The organism is Nocardia mangyaensis (assembly GCF_001886715.1).
GTDB lineage: Bacteria > Actinomycetota > Actinomycetes > Mycobacteriales > Mycobacteriaceae > Nocardia > Nocardia mangyaensis.
In genome coordinates this window covers 596,691-613,880 of record NZ_CP018082.1, presented here as the reverse complement: position 1 = coordinate 613,880, position 17,190 = coordinate 596,691, and the positions used below count along the sequence as shown (strand labels likewise).

15 protein-coding genes and 1 pseudogene are annotated in these 17,190 nt (G+C 69.0%); 8 read left to right on the top strand and 8 right to left on the bottom strand.

Annotation, left to right across the window (positions count from 1 at the left end):
- Nucleotides 1–296 precede the first annotated feature (296 nt).
- Together mshD and BOX37_RS02850 are read right to left on the bottom strand one after the other, a co-directional pair.
- A complete protein-coding gene (mshD, locus tag BOX37_RS02855) occupies nt 297–1,205 on the bottom strand; it encodes a mycothiol synthase (protein ID WP_071926214.1) in 909 nt (302 codons plus the stop codon).
- Between the two features lie 36 nt (nt 1,206–1,241).
- Nucleotides 1,242–2,012, bottom strand: coding sequence for a winged helix-turn-helix transcriptional regulator (locus BOX37_RS02850; RefSeq protein ID WP_071926213.1), 771 nt, complete (start codon nt 2,010–2,012; stop codon nt 1,242–1,244).
- 230 nt (nt 2,013–2,242) lie between these two features.
- Here BOX37_RS02850 and BOX37_RS02845 point away from each other — a divergent pair, with 230 nt between their 5' ends.
- The 6 genes from BOX37_RS02845 (at nt 2,243) to BOX37_RS02820 (ending at nt 6,473) form a co-directional block, all read left to right on the top strand.
- Nucleotides 2,243–3,088 carry an LmeA family phospholipid-binding protein gene (locus BOX37_RS02845; protein ID WP_071926210.1) on the top strand — a complete coding sequence of 282 codons (846 nt, stop codon included), beginning with the start codon at nt 2,243–2,245 and terminating at the stop codon, nt 3,086–3,088.
- Nucleotides 3,085–3,519, top strand: coding sequence for a thioredoxin family protein (locus tag BOX37_RS02840; RefSeq protein WP_071926208.1), 435 nt, complete (start codon nt 3,085–3,087; stop codon nt 3,517–3,519). Before BOX37_RS02845 ends, BOX37_RS02840 begins: the two co-directional genes overlap by 4 nt.
- A 273-nt stretch (nt 3,520–3,792) precedes the next feature.
- Nucleotides 3,793–4,350, top strand: coding sequence for a DUF4395 domain-containing protein (locus BOX37_RS02835; RefSeq protein ID WP_240505179.1), 558 nt, complete (start codon nt 3,793–3,795; stop codon nt 4,348–4,350).
- Between the two features lie 31 nt (nt 4,351–4,381).
- Nucleotides 4,382–5,215 (top strand): sulfurtransferase, encoded by an 834-nt coding sequence (locus tag BOX37_RS02830; protein WP_071926206.1) that lies wholly within the window; start codon nt 4,382–4,384, stop codon nt 5,213–5,215.
- A 4-nt stretch (nt 5,216–5,219) separates the two neighbouring features.
- A complete protein-coding gene (locus BOX37_RS02825) occupies nt 5,220–5,525 on the top strand; it encodes a DUF1416 domain-containing protein (protein ID WP_071926204.1) in 306 nt (101 codons plus the stop codon).
- A gap of 255 nt (nt 5,526–5,780) precedes the next feature.
- A complete protein-coding gene (locus tag BOX37_RS02820) occupies nt 5,781–6,473 on the top strand; it encodes a heme-binding beta-barrel domain-containing protein (RefSeq protein ID WP_071926202.1) in 693 nt (230 codons plus the stop codon).
- A 12-nt stretch (nt 6,474–6,485) separates the two neighbouring features.
- On the opposite strand, the gene BOX37_RS02815 is transcribed toward BOX37_RS02820, so the two are convergent.
- From BOX37_RS02815 to BOX37_RS02790, 6 genes and pseudogenes are all read right to left on the bottom strand, one after another.
- Entirely contained in the window at nt 6,486–7,094 is a 609-nt protein-coding gene (locus BOX37_RS02815) for a Uma2 family endonuclease (protein ID WP_071926200.1), read from the bottom strand.
- A gap of 404 nt (nt 7,095–7,498) precedes the next feature.
- Nucleotides 7,499–9,358: a thiol reductant ABC exporter subunit CydC gene (cydC, locus tag BOX37_RS02810; protein ID WP_084760597.1), complete on the bottom strand. Its 1,860-nt coding sequence runs from the start codon at nt 9,356–9,358 to the stop codon at nt 7,499–7,501.
- A 383-nt stretch (nt 9,359–9,741) separates the two neighbouring features.
- Nucleotides 9,742–11,715: pseudogene (locus BOX37_RS02805) on the bottom strand (ABC transporter ATP-binding protein/permease); the annotation flags it as partial.
- A 4-nt stretch (nt 11,716–11,719) separates the two neighbouring features.
- Nucleotides 11,720–12,745 carry a cytochrome d ubiquinol oxidase subunit II gene (gene cydB / locus BOX37_RS02800; protein WP_071926195.1) on the bottom strand — a complete coding sequence of 342 codons (1,026 nt, stop codon included), beginning with the start codon at nt 12,743–12,745 and terminating at the stop codon, nt 11,720–11,722.
- A gap of 9 nt (nt 12,746–12,754) precedes the next feature.
- Nucleotides 12,755–14,245 carry a cytochrome ubiquinol oxidase subunit I gene (locus BOX37_RS02795; protein WP_071926194.1) on the bottom strand — a complete coding sequence of 497 codons (1,491 nt, stop codon included), beginning with the start codon at nt 14,243–14,245 and terminating at the stop codon, nt 12,755–12,757.
- Nucleotides 14,246–14,388: 143 nt separating this feature from the next.
- On the bottom strand, nt 14,389–15,294 hold the full coding sequence (locus tag BOX37_RS02790) for an aminodeoxychorismate lyase (RefSeq protein WP_071926192.1): 906 nt from the start codon (nt 15,292–15,294) through the stop codon (nt 14,389–14,391).
- 100 nt (nt 15,295–15,394) lie between these two features.
- On the opposite strand from BOX37_RS02790, the gene ygfZ reads away from it, so the two are divergent.
- Together ygfZ and BOX37_RS02780 are read left to right on the top strand one after the other, a co-directional pair.
- Nucleotides 15,395–16,507 carry a CAF17-like 4Fe-4S cluster assembly/insertion protein YgfZ gene (gene ygfZ, locus BOX37_RS02785; RefSeq protein WP_420811574.1) on the top strand — a complete coding sequence of 371 codons (1,113 nt, stop codon included), beginning with the start codon at nt 15,395–15,397 and terminating at the stop codon, nt 16,505–16,507.
- Entirely contained in the window at nt 16,504–17,181 is a 678-nt protein-coding gene (locus BOX37_RS02780; protein ID WP_071926188.1) for an MOSC domain-containing protein, read from the top strand. Before ygfZ ends, BOX37_RS02780 begins: the two co-directional genes overlap by 4 nt.
- The last annotated feature ends 9 nt before the right edge of the window (nt 17,182–17,190 follow it).

Genomic DNA, 17,190 nt, shown 5'->3' with positions numbered 1-17,190 from the left:
CTCCGACGAAACTGGGGTGACTCGCTCGGTCCCTCACCGGCCCGGGCGAGCTGGGCAGTGCGCAGCGCCACTCGACGCGTGCACGCAGGCGGCGATCAGTGCCGCCCAGAAGTAACGTAGGTTCACCCGGTTGACAGTTGGCCCGACGCGGGTTAACGGAGAATGAACAGCCCGGCGCGATTGGGGCGGTATATGTGACGTTTGCCCCAGTTTTACTCGAAAGTAGCCGGTCGGCGGCATGCCGTTCAGCGACGCCGGAGCTACACAGCGGGATGTGAGATGCCTCGCACCGCCGCTCAGGGCAGCGCGTAGGCGACGTCGATGTGCGCCGGGGTGAACCCGAGCCGCGTGTAGGTGTGCACCGCGGCCTGGTTGTCGGCCTCGGTGTAGAGCAACACCTCCGACGATCCGGTGTCGCGCAGGTACCGCAGTCCGGCCAGGGTCAGCAGTCGGCCCAGGCCACGCCCCTGCGCCGCCGGATCGATGCCGACCACGTACACCTCACCCGCCGGCGCGGCGTCAGGGTGGGCCTTGGTCCAGTGAAAGCCCAGCAATCGGGTCGGATCGTCGGCCTCGAAGGCGAGGAAGAGGCCGTTCGAATCGAACCAGGACTCGTCGCGGCGCGCGGCGATGTCGCGCTCGGTCCACCCGCCCTGTTCAGGGTGCCAGGAGAAGGCCGCGTTGTTCACCCGCAACAGTTCGGCGTCGTCGGCGGGCCCGGCGTAGGCGCGCAGGACCAGGCCGTCGGGCACCGCCAGTTCCGGTAGCTCAGGAGTCGCGAGCGAGCGGCGCATCTGCCACAATTCCCGCGCCGTGGCCAGCCCGAGCTCCGCCGCGAGCGCCTTGGCCGCGGGCAGGTCACCGTGGGCCCACACCCGGGCGCCCGGACCACCCTCGGCCAGCGCGGCCCGGACCAGCTCGGTGCCGACACCGGCACCGCGGGCGGACGGGTCGACGGCGACTTCGGCCATCGCGGGATGATCGTCGTGCGCGGCAGCGAGATTCGCGTAGCCGACCAACTCGCCCGCCCGTTCGGCCAGCAGATGCCTGGTCGACGGGTCGGCCTCGGCCAGCGAGAGCACCGCCTGCTCGGAGACCGGCGCGACGCCATCGGCGGCGCGGGCGCGGCCGAGCAACGCGCGGACCTGCTCAGCAGCCGACGGCTCGACCCGCTCGGTCCAGGTCAGGGTTGCTGCGTCCGGCATCAGCCGTCCTCCTCGATCCGCGCGCTCGGGCCGCGACTACTGCTGCGGTGCGGTGCCGTTGACCGGCGCCAGCGATGCGTCTTCGCCCTCGGCATCGTCGTCGGCGAAGGTCACCGCCTCGCCCTTGGCCGCGGCCGTCCTGGCCGGGCGCACCGCCTTGTACCCGACATTGCGCACGGTCCCGATCAGCGATTCGTACTCGCTGCCCAGCTTGGCGCGCAGGCGCCGCACGTGCACGTCGACGGTGCGGGTGCCGCCGAAGAAGTCATAGCCCCACACCTCCTGCAGCAGCTGGGCGCGGGTGAACACCCGGCCCGCGTGCTGGGCGAGGTACTTGAGCAGCTCGAATTCCTTGTAGGTGAGGTCGAGCGGGCGACCGCGCAGCCGCGCGGTATAGGTGCCCTCGTCGATCACCAGCTCACCCAGGGTGATCTTGCCGGTGTTCTCCGGGCTGGCCACGCCACCGTTGCGGCCGACGAGCAGCCGCAGTCGCGCGTCGAGCTCGGCGGGCCCGGTGCCGGGCAGCAGGATGTCGTCCAGGCCCCAGTCCGCGTTCACCGCGACCAGGCCGCCTTCGGTGAGCACGGCCACGACCGGCACCGAGGAACCGGTGCTGCCGAGCAGCCTGCACAGACCACGGGCAGCCGCCAGGTCGGTTCTGGCGTCGACCAGCGCGACATCCGCGCTACCCGCCTCCAGCAGGGACGACACCTCGGTCGGCGCGGGCCGGACGTTGTGCGCGAGCAGCGACAACGATGGCAGCACCGCATCCGGGTTGGGGTCGGAGGTCAGTAGGAGCAGCTCCACCGGGCTCTCCTCCTATCTCGTGGCTCCGCGGACGACAGCAGCCGCGTAGCTACGTCGCCGAAACACAGGTAAGTCGTGTGCAACATTAGCCCCTAAGAAGGCATGACCTCGCAACATGGGGGTGTCACAAGGCGTCTGTGTTGCGAATATCCTTCGGTCGCGGGCCGTCCCGCTTCTGGACTGACCGGAGGGCGCGACGAAGGAGCGGCACCAGCCGCTACTGTCTCAGCATGCGCAAGCTGATCATCGGGCTGTTGTGCCTGGCCGGTTTGGCGGTGGTCATCGATTTCGGCGCCGCCGCCTACACGGAATATCACGTCTCGCGGCAGCTGCGAGCCGGAGCCGAGCTGTCGGCCGACCCCGAAGTGACCTTCCACGGTTTCCCGTTCACCGCCCAGGCGATGAGCGGCCGCTACGACGGCGTGACGATCCGCGCGCGCAGCATGCGCCCCGACATTCCCGGCGAGATCGGTATCGAAGCCTCCCTCAACGGCCTGCACGCCCCCGTGAGCAGGCTGCTCGACGGCACCGCGGGCAGCGTGCAGGTCGAACGGGTCGACGCCCGCATGCGGATCGAGCCCACCGAACTGGGCATGCTCTTCGGCATCCCCGACCTTCAGGTTCACACCCGCCCCGCGGACAAGTCCGACGGCACCGGCGGCTCCGGCGGCTCCGGCATGACGACAGCGGGCGGACTCGTGCTCACCGGCACGCTGTCGACCGCGGCGAACGGGCGCGTTCTGGCCGCGGGTGTCATCCCGTCGAGCACCAGCAAGCGGATACCCGTGCGGGTCCAGGCGGAACTGCTGCTCGACGGTGACCTGATCCGCATCCAGGCGACCGGCTTCTACCACGACCGCGACGGCGGCCCCACCGACGTGTCGACGGCCAAGGAGTCCGAGGTCCCCGAGGCCGATCGCGAGGCGGTGCTCGCGCGATTCAGCCGTACCATCGATACCAAGGAGTTGCCGTTCGGTGTCACGCCGACCGAGGTGTCGGCGCTCGGCGGACACATCGTCGTCGAGGGCATCGGCCGCAACGTCACCATCGACCTGGACCGATTGCAGCAACCATGATCGAAGTCGTCATCCTCGCCGTCACCGTGCTGGCCGCCCTCGTGGTGGGCCTGCTGTTGCGGCGCAATCAGGGCCAGGTCCGCGAGGCCACTCTCGACCCGCGGACCGAACAGCGCGCCCGCCTGCTCGGCGCCGCCGGAGTCACCGGTGCCGCTCCCGCGGTGCTGCACTTCTCGGCCGACTGGTGCGGCCCCTGTGACGCGGTGCGCCGCGTCGTCGCCGGGGTCACCGCCGAACTGTCCGGCTCCCCGAACGCCCCGCGCGACATCGAGATCGACATCGACGCCGATCCCGCCCTGGCCCGCGAGCTCAATGTCCTCTCGCTGCCGACCACCTTCGTCTTCGACGCCGAGGGCAAGGAACGCTTCCGCATCTCCGGCGTCCCGAAGGCGAGCGATCTGCGCACCGCGCTCGAGCCGCTGACAGTGTGATCTACCCCCTGGTCGAGGGGGCTTGCCCATTTCCCTGGGAGACCGGGTAAACTACTTCTCGTGCAATCCGACCACGAGCTGATGCTCACCCGACGCCGCACAGTTGACCTGTGTCGCCTCGGTGGTTGTTGCTGCCTGTGCCGCTGAACGGTCGGCATCTCTCCCGAGATTCCTGACGCCGACCTATGTCCGCCGCGCGAGTGATCGTCTCGATCCCCCGGCGAACTGGCAGATCCGAAGTCAACTGACTCATCTCAGCGCAGGAGTACGCACATGACCACCTCCCCGAAGTCCACTGATTCCCTACCTCGCGTCGATGTCCGTGGGCCGCGTTTCGTGGCCTGGGTGACCACCGGCGTGCTGGTTCTGGTGCTGGTCGCCGCCGCTTTCTCCCCCCTCGTCGCCGCGATCCTGATCGGCCTGCAGGCCGTGGTCTTCGCGATCGGCGCGAGCGGCGGTCCGGCCAAGCACCCCTACGGTCGGCTCTACGCGGCGTTCGTCGCACCGCGGCTCGGTCCGACCACCGAGACCGAGCCCGTGCCGCCGCTGCGTTTCGCGCAGCTGCTCGGCTTCGCGTTCGCCGGTCTCTCCCTGCTGGGCTTCGCGCTCGGCTCCTCGATCGTCGGCGCGGTGTTCGCCGGCTTCGCCCTGTTCGCGGCGTTCTTGAACGCGGCGTTCGGGGTCTGCCTGGGCTGCCAGATCTATCCGCTGGTCGCCCGCTTCCGCCGGACGACAGCAGCACCGTCTGACGGAACTGGTTATCCCTCCGTGGTTACGCAGGCTGCCTCCTCCGGGGCTGCCGCCAGTTCCGCGACCCCGGCACCGAACTGACCCCCTGCACGTCATCTCTGAAAGGAACAACATGGCTCGCTCCGATGTCCTGGTCTCCGTTGACTGGGCCGAAGAGAACCTCAACGCCCCCGGCGTCGTCTTCGTCGAGGTCGACGAGGACACCTCCGCCTACGAGGGTGGCCACATCGAAGGCGCCGTCCGCTTGGACTGGAAGACCGACCTGCAGGATCAGGTTCGTCGCGACTTCGTGAACCAGGAGCAGTTCTCCGACCTGCTGTCGGCTCGCGGCATCGGCAACGACGACACCGTCGTGCTCTACGGCGGCAACAACAACTGGTTCGCCGCGTACGCCTACTGGTACTTCAAGCTGTACGGCCACAACGATGTGAAGCTGCTCGACGGCGGCCGCAAGAAGTGGGAGCTCGACGGTCGTCCGCTCTCGCGTGACGCGGTCACCCGCCCGGCCACCCAGTACAAGGCCGCCGCCCCCGACCTGAGCATCCGCGCGTTCCGCGACGAGGTCATCGCCGCCATCGGCGCCAAGAACCTGGTCGACGTGCGTTCGCCCGACGAGTTCTCCGGCAAGATCCTGGCCCCGGCCCACCTGCCGCAGGAGCAGAGCCAGCGTCCCGGCCACATCCCCGGCGCCATCAACGTGCCGTGGAGCAAGGCGGCCAATGAGGACGGCACCTTCCGCAGCGACGCCGAGCTGGCCGAGCTGTACAAAGACGCGGGCCTCGACGGCGAGAAGGAGACCATCGCCTACTGCCGCATCGGTGAGCGTTCCTCGCACACCTGGTTCGTGCTGCAGGAGCTGCTCGGCCACCAGAATGTCAAGAACTACGACGGCAGCTGGACCGAATACGGTTCGCTCGTCGGTGCACCTATCGAGTTGGGAGCGTAATTCCATGTGTGCAGCACCTACCCAGGGTCAGGCCATCCCGGCAGGCGTCGACGTGGAGAAGGAGACGGTCATCACCGGCCGCGTCCTGAGCATCGACGGTCAGCCGGTCGGCGGCGCGTTCGTGCGTCTGCTCGACGGCAACGGTGATTTCACCGCCGAGGTCGTCGCCTCCGGCACCGGTGACTTCCGCTTCTTCGCCGCGCCGGGTTCGTGGACCCTGCGCGCGCTGTCGGCCTCGGGCAACGGCTCGGCCGAGGTCAGCCCCGAGGGCGCGGGCATCCACTCGGTGGATGTCGCGGTCGCGAAGTAATACCTCACAACGGCCCTGGTAGTTCCTGTGCGGGAACCGCCAGGGCCGTTGTCGTGTCCTGTCCGTCGAGTAGTTAGAATTCGATCGTGGTCCTCTTCTTCGAGATTCTCCTCATCGCCGTGTCGATCCTCATCGGCTGGTTCGGCCTCTACGTCTTCTACCGGCTGTTCACCGAGTCATGAGCGTCAGTGGCCGGAGGCGGCAGCGCGGTGTAACCACGCAGGCCATCGCACATGACTCCATGGATTCAGTGTCATGAGCGGGCTCGCGAGCGAGGGTTCCGATCCGGCCGAGCGAGCGAGTGAAGTAGCAGACGCTCCGGCCGAGCGTCGCAGCGGTGACGAGGCGGTCACTGTCGCCGCCGAACGAGCCAAACAGACCGGCGTCCGAAACATTTCGGTCCTGCCGGATCTTCCCCTGCCCCCCGACACCGCGAATCTGCGCGAGGGTCCGGATCTGAACCACGCCATGCTGGCCCTGCTGCCGCTGGTCGGCGTGTGGCGCGGCGAGGGCGAGGGCAACCACCCCACCGAGGGCGACTACCACTTCGGTCAGCAGATCATCGTCTCCCACGACGGCGGCGAATACCTGGCCTGGGAATCGCGGACCTGGAAACTCGACACCGAGGGCACCTACACCGGCCCCGACCTGCGCGAGAGCGGCTTCTGGCGAGTCGGCACCGACGGCGACGCCGAGATGCTCGAACTCCTGCTCACCCACAGCTCCGGCATCGTCGAACTGTTCTACGGCACCGCCCGCACCCAGTCATCCTGGGAACTGGCCACCGACGTGGTGATCCGCAGCCAGTCCGGCTCCGTCGTCGGCGGCGCCAAACGCCTCTACGGCATCGTCGAGGGCGGCGACCTCGCCTACGTCGAAGAACGAGTGAACCCCGACGGTGCCCTCGAGCCCCGCCTCTCCGCCCGCTTGCAGCGCTACATCGGCTGAGCTGCTCGGCCGCTAGTTCTCGAGGGCAGTCAGATCGATGTCGATCGGAAACGGGACACCGATGGTCAACCGATCATGAAAAATGCCTACGGGGACATACCGGCTGGTGGCCGGGTCCAGCTCGTAGGCATAAGCGATGACATGTTCGCCGTCACCCCGCTCGACCCGCCAGAAGTGTCGAATTCCCGCCTTGGCGTACTTGAACGGCTTCGTGTCGCGATCACGCTCCTCGGAGTCGGGCGAAACCACCTCGACGACAAGTGCGACATCGGCTGGCTCGTAATAGCTTTGAGGGTCTTCGCGACCGAATGCTTCCGCGCTGACGACCAACACATCGGGTTCGGGCATCTGCCGCAATCCGAGCCGCACTGCCATCTCGCGGTCCGCTCGCCATTCATCCGGCGCTTGAGTGCGCAACTGCCCGCGAATCATCGAGATCACCCGACGGTGCCACTTGCGCTGCGGACTCACGAAGACCAATCCCCCATCGATCAACTCGGTGTGCTTCGGCAGTCCGCGCATCGCAAGAAACTTCTCGGCCGTGTACCCCCCCGCAGGCGCCAACCACTCAGGCGGCGCATCCACCTCATCCACCTCGTCAGGTAGCGGCTCAGCGTTCATCCTCACATCGTAGCGGCACCTCAGCGCAGCTAGCAGCAGGTTTTCCTCCGAACATGGAGCGACCCCCGAGCCATATCGTCGCGTTCCAGGGAACGTGACGGTCCCGGTTGGATCTGCCGGGGGCTCGGGGGTCGGGTGACTGCTTGGGATTCGCGCTCAGCGCACCGCTGGGGAAATCCCGCAGGGTGTGCTGCTAGCGGGCAGCCACCTCACGCATCCGTTGAACATACATTCTTCAGACCACCTCCTCTCTTGTGTACTGATGAATCTAGTGGGGCGGGGCGGAGGCGGCAATTGATTTAATGGTGCGTCTGACCTGGGCGAGTTCGTCCGGTGGGACCCAGCGCGCAGGACCGCGAAATCCGCGGGCGAAGTGGTCGATCGCGCCGGGGCCACTCGCCGAATCAGGTGGTCGAGCTGCGGGGGTGGGTTACATGGCAGGTGCCGGTGGGGTCGACGGTGACGACCGTGTCGGCGTGGTGGTCGGTGGGGAGTTGGTGGGTGACCACGACGACGGTGCGGTCGGGGGCGACGAGGCCGCTGTCGGCGTCGAGGAGGTCGCGCAGGAGTTGTTCTCCCTCCGCGGCGGCCAGGTGTTCGGTGGGTTCGTCGAGGAGAAGGGTGTGGGCGGGGGCGAGCAGGGCGCGGGCGAGGAGGATGCGGCGGCGCTGACCGCCCGAGACGGCGGCGGCGCCCGCGGTGAGACCGGTGTGCACGCCGTTCGGGAGGGTGTCGAGCCATGGGCCGAGACCGACTGCGCGCAAGGCGTTTTCGGCTTCGTCATCGGTGATGTCGCCGCGGGCGACGCGCAGGTTCTCCAGGATCGATGTGCCGAACAGATGCGCGTCCTCGGCGAAGAAGGTGACGCCATCGCGCGGGGTGCCGAACAACCCGGCCCACGCCATCAACAGCGTCGTCTTTCCCGAGCCGCTGGGACCGACCACGGCCATGCGCCGCCCCTCCGGCAGCGCGATCTCCGGCACCGCGCGCACAGTCGGCGCAGCGCCGCCACCTACCGCGCTCGCCTTTCCCTCGGCCCCAGCTGCCCTGTCCCCAGCTGTTGCCACGCGCCCTGCGGCCGGACCATCAGGTGTGAGCGCGCCACCAGCTGCCGTGCTCTCGGTGACGTCCGGTGCCGCGCTGCGCAGGCGGTGGAGGGCGGCGCGGGAGGTGGTGAGAGTGGTTGCGGCGGCGGGGAGGGCGGCGACGGCTTCGAATGCCGAGAGGGGGACGAGGACGAGGATGGTGAGGGCCATCGGCGTCATGCCGCCGGGGAGTCCGCCGGTGGGGCCGTAGGCCGCGATGCCGACCAGCAGGGCGCCGAACGCGCTGACACCGATCGAGAGTGGGGTCGCCGCGGCGGCCCAGGCGCTTCGGGAGGCAGCCGCGTCCTCGGCGGCCACGGCTCGCCGAGTCGCCTTGTCCGCCCGCGCGAGCGCCGCGTCCAGCCGGCCCGCGACCCGCAGTTCGGCCGCGTGATCGAGCACGGTCATCGCCTCGGCGGTGAACTCGGCCCGATCGGCCCGCACCGCCCGCTCGGCCTCCTGCGCCGCCACCCCCGACAACCACGGCGCGAGTATCCCCGAAACCGCCAGTGCGACCGCGAGAATCACCGCAGCCGTCACCGAGATCACGGCGATCAACCCCACCGCCGCCAGCGACAGAATCACCGCGACAGCCACCGGCACGAGCACCCGAACCACCACGGCCCCGAGGTCGTCGATATCGGCCCCGACCCGAACCAGCACCTCCCCGCGTCGCAGTTCACGCGCCACCTCGCCGGTCTGGCCCCGCGCACCAGCCTCCCCACCGCGCACCGCGTCCCCGGCGAACTCCGCCACCGAACCAGACCTGTCCGACGCAGGCGCGGCCACCTCGCTACCGCTACCGACGCCCACCGCCTTCCCGGCGAGCCCCACCACCACTCGACCGTCGTCCCCCGACGACGAGACCCTGTCGCGCCGCCACCAGATATCCGACTGCGCCAGCGTGCGATACACGGTGGTCCGCGCCGACGTCATCGCCCGCAACGCCACATCGTGCGTGGCAAGCCGTTCGAGATACCGGCACAGCCCGCGCGAGATCCCCAGCGCCCGTACCGCCGTCACCGCCACGCTCAGATACAGCACCGGCGGCATCTGCCACGCCCGCGCGATCAACCACGCCGCCAGCGCCGCCAGCGCGAGCCCACTGCCCAGCGCCAGCACCCCCCACCCGATCGCCACCGCGACCCGCCACGGCGACAACCCGAGCAGCCCCCACATCTCCCGCAGATCCCCCACCACCGACCCCCGCCGCGCCGCCCTCACGAGGCCCACCCGCCCCGCACGCCACCGACTGCCCCGCTGCGCACCGCGTCGATCCCACCTGTGCCCAGCGCATCACCGCCGTCCTTGCCACGCGGCGCGGTATCCGTCCCGCCCGCACCTCGACTGTCGCCGACATCCGCTCCGCAGCCGCCGGCTCGGTCCGCACCAGCCACGTCTGCCCGATTTCCAGCGACGTCATCCCCAGCGCCTGACGAACCGTTGGCGGCGAATCCGTGCCCCGCCGGACTCCCGGAACCAGCCTCCGAGCGTCCGCGCACCGAGGAGACGTCGACCGGCGGATCGTCATCGCCGGGACCGTCGCGGTCGGTGTTCTCTTCCACCTCGACGATCACATCAGCGACGGCCAACACCGTCGGGCGGTGGCCGATGACGACAACGGTGGCGCCTGCGGCGGCGAGGCTGCGCAGGGTGGTGAGCACGCGGTGTTCGCTCGCGCCGTCGAGGTGGGCGGTGGGTTCGTCGAGGAGGAGGACGGGACGGTGGGCGGCGAGGACGCGGGTGAGCGCCAGGCGTTGGCGTTGACCGAGGGACAGACCAGTGCCGCCTTGGCCGACGATGGTGTCCCAGCGGTCGGGTAGCTCGTCGAGTACCTCGTCGAATCCAGTTGCGGCGCTGATCTGTTCGATGTGGTCGACCAGTTGGGGCGCACCGGGCGACTCGATGTCGGCTCGGGCGCCGAGCAATTCCACGTTCTCGCGCAGCGTGCCCGGCACCAGCACCGGCCGCTGCGGCAACCAGGCGATGCGATTCCACCAGGCGTCCTGATCGAGATCGCGCACATCGACGCCGTCGACCAGCACGGCCCCCGCATCAGGTTCGATGAGGCCCAGAATCGCTTGCAGCGTCGTCGATTTCCCGCATCCGTTGGGCCCGGTCAGCACGGTCACCAACCCGGGGGCGAGATCGGCGGTCAGCAGATCGGGTGCGGCGCCTGTCCGCGCCCCTATGGTCAGCCCGTGCAGCGAGATTCGCGGTCCAGGCGCCGCGTGCGCTCCGCTGTGGAATCCGCGCCTCGCCGAGGCAACGCCGTCCGGCACATCGGGGCCCTGCTCGCCAATCTCGGCCGCGCGAAGGACCCCGAGGGGAGTATCCGGACCCTGGCTGTCCCCCGAAGCATCGACACCGGTCGACCCACGCCCCCACTCGCGTTGCGCCGCAGCGAGGTCACCGTGCGCCGCGGGCGAACCTCGACCACCGGCAACCACGTCCCACACTCCGGCGACATCGGCTCCGGCCGATGACACGCCCTCCCCGAGATTTCGATCAACACCAGCGGTTGCCGTCCCGGCTCCGGGTTCCAGCACCGCGAACGCCTTCTCCGCCGCCGCCATCCCATCCTGCGCCGCGTGGAACTTCTCCCCCACCTGTCGCAACGGCCAGTACACCTCCGGCGCGAGAATCAACGCCACCAAACCGGCGTACAGTGTCATCTCGCCGTACACCAACCGCAGCCCGATCGCCACCGCGATCAACGCGACACTCAGTGTCGCGAGACTTTCCAGCACCATCGAGGACAGGAACGCGATCCGCAGCGCGCGCATGGTCCGGCGCCGCAGCGAATCCCCCAGTGCCCGTACCTGATCGGCCATGCCCGGGCCACGGCCACCTTCGCGTCCGAGCGCGCGCAGCGTCGGCATCCCGGCGAACAGATCGAGGATCTGATCCGACAGCCGAGTGGTGGCGGCCAGGGTGGCCTCGGCGCGCCCCTGGGTGAGCAGCCCGATGAGCACCATGAACAGCGGGATCAACGGCACGGTGATCACCGCGATCAGGGCCGAGGTCCCGTCGTGCAGGGCGATGACGACCAGCACCACCGGCGGTACGAGGCAGGCCAGCAGCAGGGCGGGCAGATAGCCGGTGAACCAGCCGCGCAAGCCATTGAGCCCGTTGCCGACCACCACGGCGATCTCGGTGCGGCGCGCGTCGAGTTCGCGCGGGGTCAGCTCGGCGCCCGACCGCAGCACCGCGTTCTCCAGCTCCGCGACCACCACGCTGCCGGCGCGATGCGCGAGCCGGGCCTGCCACCAGCTCGCCACCGCCCGCACCGCGACAGCGACCGCCAGCGTCACCAATTCTGCGGTCCAGGAACCGAAGTCACGCGTGTCCGGATCGGTGATGACCCCGGCGAGGACGCGACCGAGCATCAGGGCGATGACCACGATCGTCGCCGTGATCACCAGCGCGAGCGCGACGGCGACCACCAGATGCGGCCGGGCGGCCCGCGCGTACCGCCACAGACGAGGGTCGACGGGTCGCCGCCCGGCAGCCGAACGCTGCGTCGCCGACACCATCGCGTCAGTCCTTGCTCAGGGGCAGGCCGATCGGCGCGGGGATCTGCTCGACCCGAATGCGCTGGCGGAACACCCAGTACGTCCACCCCTGGTAGATCAGCACCACCGGCGTGGCGATGACGGCCGCCCAGCTCATCACCTTCAGCGTGTACGGCGTCGAGGACGCGTTGTCGATGGTGAGGTGGAAGGCGGGATCGATGGTGGAGGGCAGCACATTCGGGTACATCGAGCCGACGATGAGCACGGTCGCGGCGATGACGGTGAGCGTGGTGCCGACGAAGGCCCACCCGTCGCGCCCCACCGCGTTCGCCGCCCCGGTGACGACGAGTCCGAACACGGCGGCGCCGAGCGCGGCCCAGGTCCAGCCGGTGCCGTAGGCGAGCTGGGTCCACAGACCGAACGCACCGACGATCAGCACGGTCGGGATCAACAGCAGCCGGGCGGTCCGCTGGGCGTCCTCGCGCACCTCACCACCGGTCTTGAGGACCAGGAACACCGCGCCGTGCAGCGCGAACAGGATGCCGGTCGCCAGCCCGCCCAGCAGGGCGTAGGGGCTGAGCAGATCCCACACCGACCCGACGATCTGCTTCTTCTCGTTCAACGGCACCCCGCGCACCATGTTCGCGAAGAGCCAGCCCCAGGCCAGCGCCGGAATCCACGAGCCGACCCCGATGCCGATATCGCACCAGGCCCGCCACTGGGGATCGTTGATCTTGCCGCGATATTCGATGGCGCAGATCCGCAGGATCAAGGCCACGAGCAACAGCAGTAGCGCCAGATAGAACCCGGAGAACAGACTCGCGTACCACTCGGGAAACGCCGCGAACATGGCGCCGGCGGCGGTGATCAGCCAGACCTCGTTGCCGTCCCAGACCGGCCCGATCGTGTTGAGCACCGCCCGTCGCCGCTTGTCGGAGCCCTTCCCGAGGATCGGCATGAGCATGCCGACCCCGAAGTCGAAGCCCTCGAGCACGAAGTAGCCGGTGAACAGCACCCCGATCAGCACGAACCAGAACAGTTCCAGAGTCATCACGGGCTCCTAGTACGCGAACGACAGTTGTTCGACGGGTTCTTCCGGTTTGCCAGGTCTGCCGGTGTCCGGATCGTCCGGCTCGTCGGTCGGCTCGGGTGCCGGCGCGTCCGGTCCGGCGATGACGTACCGCCGGATCAGGTAGAACCACACCGCCGCGAGCGCACCGTAGAGCAGCGTGAACACCACCAGCGAGAACAGCACGGTCGCGGGCGCGTGGTCGGACACGGCCTGCTGCACCGTCATCCTGATGTTCGGGTCCCCGGTCGGATTGGGCACCACCGCCCACGGCTGCCGCCCCATCTCGGTGAACACCCAGCCCGAGCTGTTGGCCAGGAACGGGGTGGGGATGGCGAGCAGGCTCAGCCACGAGAACCAGCGTTGATCGGGCACTCTGCCGCCGCGTGTCACCCACAGACCGGCGAGCAACAGCAACACCGAGCCCGCCGCCAGACCGATCATGGCGCGGAAGGACCAGTAGGTGACGAACAGGTTGGGCCGATAATCACCCGGCCCGTACAGCACGTTGTAGGTCTCCTGCAGGTCCTGCACGCCGTCGAGCGTCACCCCGGTGAACTCGCCCTTGGCGAGGTACGGCAGCACATAGGGCACCTGCAACACATGGGTGACGCTGTCGCAGTTGTTGTGCGTGCCGACGGTGAGGATGGAGAATTCGGGGTCGGTCTCGGTGTGGCACAGCGATTCCGCCGAGGCCATCTTCATCGGCTGCTGTTCGAACATCAGCTTGCCCTGGATGTCGCCGGTGAAGATCAGCGCGGCGCCGGAGACCGCGACCACCACCAGCGACGCCCGCCCCACCGGCCGCCACATCGTGCGCGCCTCGTCGAGCTTGGCGGCGTCACCGCTGCGCGCGTTGCGCACCATGTACCAGCCCGCGATCCCGGCGACGAAAGTGCCCGCGGTCAGGAACGCGCCCGCGATGACGTGCGGGAACGCCGCCAGCGTCGTGTTGTTGGTGAGCAGCGCCCAAATGCTTTCCAGCTCAGCGCGTCCGGTCTCGGGGTTGTAGCGCGCGCCGACCGGATGCTGCATGAACGAGTTCGCGGCGACGATGAAATAGGCCGAGGCGTTCACGCCGATGGCGACCATCCAGATCGTGGCCAGGTGCACGAGTTTGGGCAATCGCGTCCAGCCGAAGATCCACAGGCCGATGAACGTCGATTCCATGAAGAAGGCGATGAGCGCTTCCAGCGCCAGTGGCGCGCCGAAGACGTCGCCGATGAAGCGGGAGTATTCGCTCCAGTTCATCCCGAACTGGAATTCCTGCACGATGCCGGTCGCGACGCCGAGGGCGAAGTTGATGAGGAACAATTTCCCGAAGAACTTGGTGAGCCGGTACCAGCGCTCGTTGCCGGTGACCACCCACGCGGTCTGCATCATGGCGATCAGCGGTGCCAGACCGATGGTCAGCGGGACGAAGATGAAGTGATAGACGGTCGTGATCCCGAACTGCCACCGGGAGACGTCCAGCGTGTCCATCCGACCCTCCAGCCTCTACTACGACATGTTGTAGTAGATCGTACGCCGAGAAGTGCGGACGAAAAGCGTGACAACCGCCACGACACGCCGAGAAGTTGCTCGAATCCCCGCAGGGGCACGCCCACCCGCGCCCCGCGCACGGCTCACCAGTCGCCGATGGCGCCCGGTCGTTCGATCCCCTTGTCCACCAGGTCGATGATCTCCTGAACGTTGTCGGGCGCTGACATGCGCACACCGTCGAGCTGGTTCACCCGCGCGGCCACCGTGATGCTCGACAGCAGCCAGATGCTGTCGCAGTCGAACAGGTCAGCGGTGAACAGCGTCTGGTACTTGCACTCCCAGCCCGCCTTCTCCGCGACCGCGTACAGCGAACGCTGAGTAACTCCCGGCAGCACACCGCTCTTCGCCGGCGGGGTGATCAATTCCTTGCCCCGCGCGATCACCACGGACGAGCGCGGACCCTCCAGCACCTTGTGTTCGGTGCTGTGGAAGATGACGTCCTCGGCACCCATCCGCCGGGCGAATCGCAGGGCCGCCATGTTGGTCGCGTAGGACAGCGTCTTGGCACCGAGCAGCTGCCACGGCGCCGCCTGCGCCAGGTCGACCGAGATGCCGCGCGCCAGCGACATCACCTTCACGCCCTCGGCGCGGGCGGTGGCCACCCGCGCCGGAACCGGGGAGACGAGCACGAACGCGGTGGGCTTCGGGTCCTCGGGCGCCAGCTCCGAACGCGGCGCGTCGAATTCGGAGTCGCGGCCGCGGGTGTAGATCAGCCGCACCATGCCCTCGTCGTCGGCACCCCATTCCTTGACCGCGCGTTCGACCGCGGCGCGCCATTTCGACAGTTCGGGTTCCGGCAGTTCCAGCGCTTGCGCCGAGCGCCGGAGTCTGGCCAGATGAAATTCCAGCGCGGTTGCCGTACCGCCGCGCACCAAGATGGTTTCGAAGACTCCGTCGCCGCGCAGTGCGCCGATATCGTCGGCATAAAGCAACGGCGCGTCCGCATCAGCGAGCGCGCCGTCGAGTGTCACAAGTACCCGTTCTCCCATGTGACGAGCGTAGGCGTTATAGCTCCGTTATGCCTACGGCTGCCACGAATCCGACGCCCGGCTGCGGCGCATCTCGGCGCGGCGGCCTACAGTGGTTGATGTGTCGGTGGTCGTCGCCCCCAGTCCTGTTCTCCTCACTCCGGGTGCCGTCGCGGGCGCACCGGGCTCCCCGGACGCCGCGGTCGCCTGGCATTACGGCGATCCGTTCGGCGAGCAGAAGGCCGCCGCGCAGCGGGTCGCGGTCGTGGATCGCTCCCATCGCAGCGTCGCCCGGATCACCGGTGCCGAGCGGCTGAGCTGGCTGCACACCATCACCAGCCAGCACCTCACCGCGCTGACCGACGGGCGCAGCGCCGAGAATCTCGACCTCGATCTCAACGGCCGCGTGCAGCACCACTTCGTGCTCACCGACCTCGACGGCACCGTCTGGCTCGACACCGAGGCCGACCGCGGCCCCGAACTGCTGTCGTTCCTGCGGAAGATGGTCTTCTGGGCCGACGCCAAGCCCGAGGTCGCCGACGATCACGCCGTGCTGAGCCTGCTCGGCCCGCAGGTGGACCGGCTGCTGGCCGCGCTGGGCATTGCCGAACTCCCCGAGATCTACGCCGCCGTGGCCGTGCCGGGCGGCTTCCTGCGGCGGATGCCGTGGCCGGGCCCGGACTCCTTCGACCTGATCATCCCGCGCGCCGAACTCGGCGCCTGGTGGAGCAAGCTCACCGCCGCGGGCGCCGAACCGGCGGGCATGTGGGCCTTCGAGGCGCTGCGAGTCGCCGATCTGCGGCCCCGGATCGGCGTGGACACCGATGAGCGCACCATCCCGCACGAGGCCCGGTGGATCGGCGGGCCCGAGGAACATGGCGCCGTGCACCTGGACAAGGGGTGCTACCGCGGGCAGGAGACCGTCGCCCGGGTGCACAATCTCGGCAAGCCGCCGCGCAATCTCGTGCTGCTGCATCTGGACGGCTCGGCCGACGAGCGCCCCGCGATCGGTGACGACGTCACCGCCGGTGGCCGCACGGTCGGCCGGCTCGGCACGGTCGTCGACCACTTCGAGCTCGGGCCGATCGCGCTGGCGCTGGTGAAACGGTCGGTGCCCGCCGGTACCGAACTGGTGGTCGGCAGCATGGCCGCCGCCATCGACCCCGACTCGATTCCCGCCGCGGACACCGTCCAGGCGGGCAGGGCCGCCGTCGACCGGCTGCGCGGGCGATGAGCCGACCGATCACGCGCGTCGGTGACACCGGCTGGGTCGAGGCCGTGTGTGTCGTGCACGCCGAGATCGAGGTGCGCGGCCGCGTCGGCCGCAGCGCCATCGACAAGCGACCCGTCGAGGGTCGCGTGGCGGTCCGCGCGCTCGGCCTCGCCGGCGATCACAGCTGCGACACCGTCAACCACGGCGGCCTCGACCAGGCCGTGTACGCCTACGCCGAGCAGGACGCCGCCCGCTGGGCAGGCGAACTCGACCGCGAACTGCCCGCGGGCTGGTTCGGCGAGAACCTGCGCCTGAGCGGCCTGCCCGCCAGCGACGCCGTGCTCGGCGCGCACTGGGCGATCGGCGACACCCTGCTCGAGGTCAGCGGGCCCCGCGTCCCCTGCGCGACCTTCCAGCAGTGGTCCGGCGAACGCCAGTGGGTCAAGCGGTTCGCCCTGCGGTCCGACACCGGTTGCTACTTCCGCGTGCTCACCGAGGGAACCATCGGCGCGGGCGACGAAGTCCGCGTGGTGCGCGTCCCCGAACACGGCATCACCGTGCGCGACCTGTTCACCGGCGCCGACCCCGCGCTGCTCGAGCGACTGCGCGAGGAGGAACCGACGATCTCGGCGGACGTGCGGATGCAGATCGACCGGCACTCTCGCGCCGGACGCCGGGTGGAGGCCAGGTCGTGATCGCGACCG

Bases quoted from the DNA above. Each gene is read 5' to 3' on its own strand.
- mshD (WP_071926214.1), bottom strand. From the start codon at position 1,205: ATGCCGGACGCAGCAACCCTGACCTGGACCGAGCGGGTCGAGCCGTCG.
- BOX37_RS02845 (WP_071926210.1), top strand. From the start codon at position 2,243: ATGCGCAAGCTGATCATCGGGCTGTTGTGCCTGGCCGGTTTGGCGGTG.
- BOX37_RS02840 (WP_071926208.1), top strand. From the start codon at position 3,085: ATGATCGAAGTCGTCATCCTCGCCGTCACCGTGCTGGCCGCCCTCGTG.
- BOX37_RS02835 (WP_240505179.1), top strand. From the start codon at position 3,793: ATGACCACCTCCCCGAAGTCCACTGATTCCCTACCTCGCGTCGATGTC.
- BOX37_RS02830 (WP_071926206.1), top strand. From the start codon at position 4,382: ATGGCTCGCTCCGATGTCCTGGTCTCCGTTGACTGGGCCGAAGAGAAC.
- BOX37_RS02825 (WP_071926204.1), top strand. From the start codon at position 5,220: ATGTGTGCAGCACCTACCCAGGGTCAGGCCATCCCGGCAGGCGTCGAC.
- BOX37_RS02820 (WP_071926202.1), top strand. From the start codon at position 5,781: ATGAGCGGGCTCGCGAGCGAGGGTTCCGATCCGGCCGAGCGAGCGAGT.
- BOX37_RS02815 (WP_071926200.1), bottom strand. From the start codon at position 7,094: ATGAACGCTGAGCCGCTACCTGACGAGGTGGATGAGGTGGATGCGCCG.
- cydC (WP_084760597.1), bottom strand. From the start codon at position 9,358: ATGTGGGGGCTGCTCGGGTTGTCGCCGTGGCGGGTCGCGGTGGCGATC.
- cydB (WP_071926195.1), bottom strand. From the start codon at position 12,745: ATGACTCTGGAACTGTTCTGGTTCGTGCTGATCGGGGTGCTGTTCACC.
- BOX37_RS02795 (WP_071926194.1), bottom strand. From the start codon at position 14,245: ATGGACACGCTGGACGTCTCCCGGTGGCAGTTCGGGATCACGACCGTC.
- BOX37_RS02790 (WP_071926192.1), bottom strand. From the start codon at position 15,294: ATGGGAGAACGGGTACTTGTGACACTCGACGGCGCGCTCGCTGATGCG.
- BOX37_RS02780 (WP_071926188.1), top strand. From the start codon at position 16,504: ATGAGCCGACCGATCACGCGCGTCGGTGACACCGGCTGGGTCGAGGCC.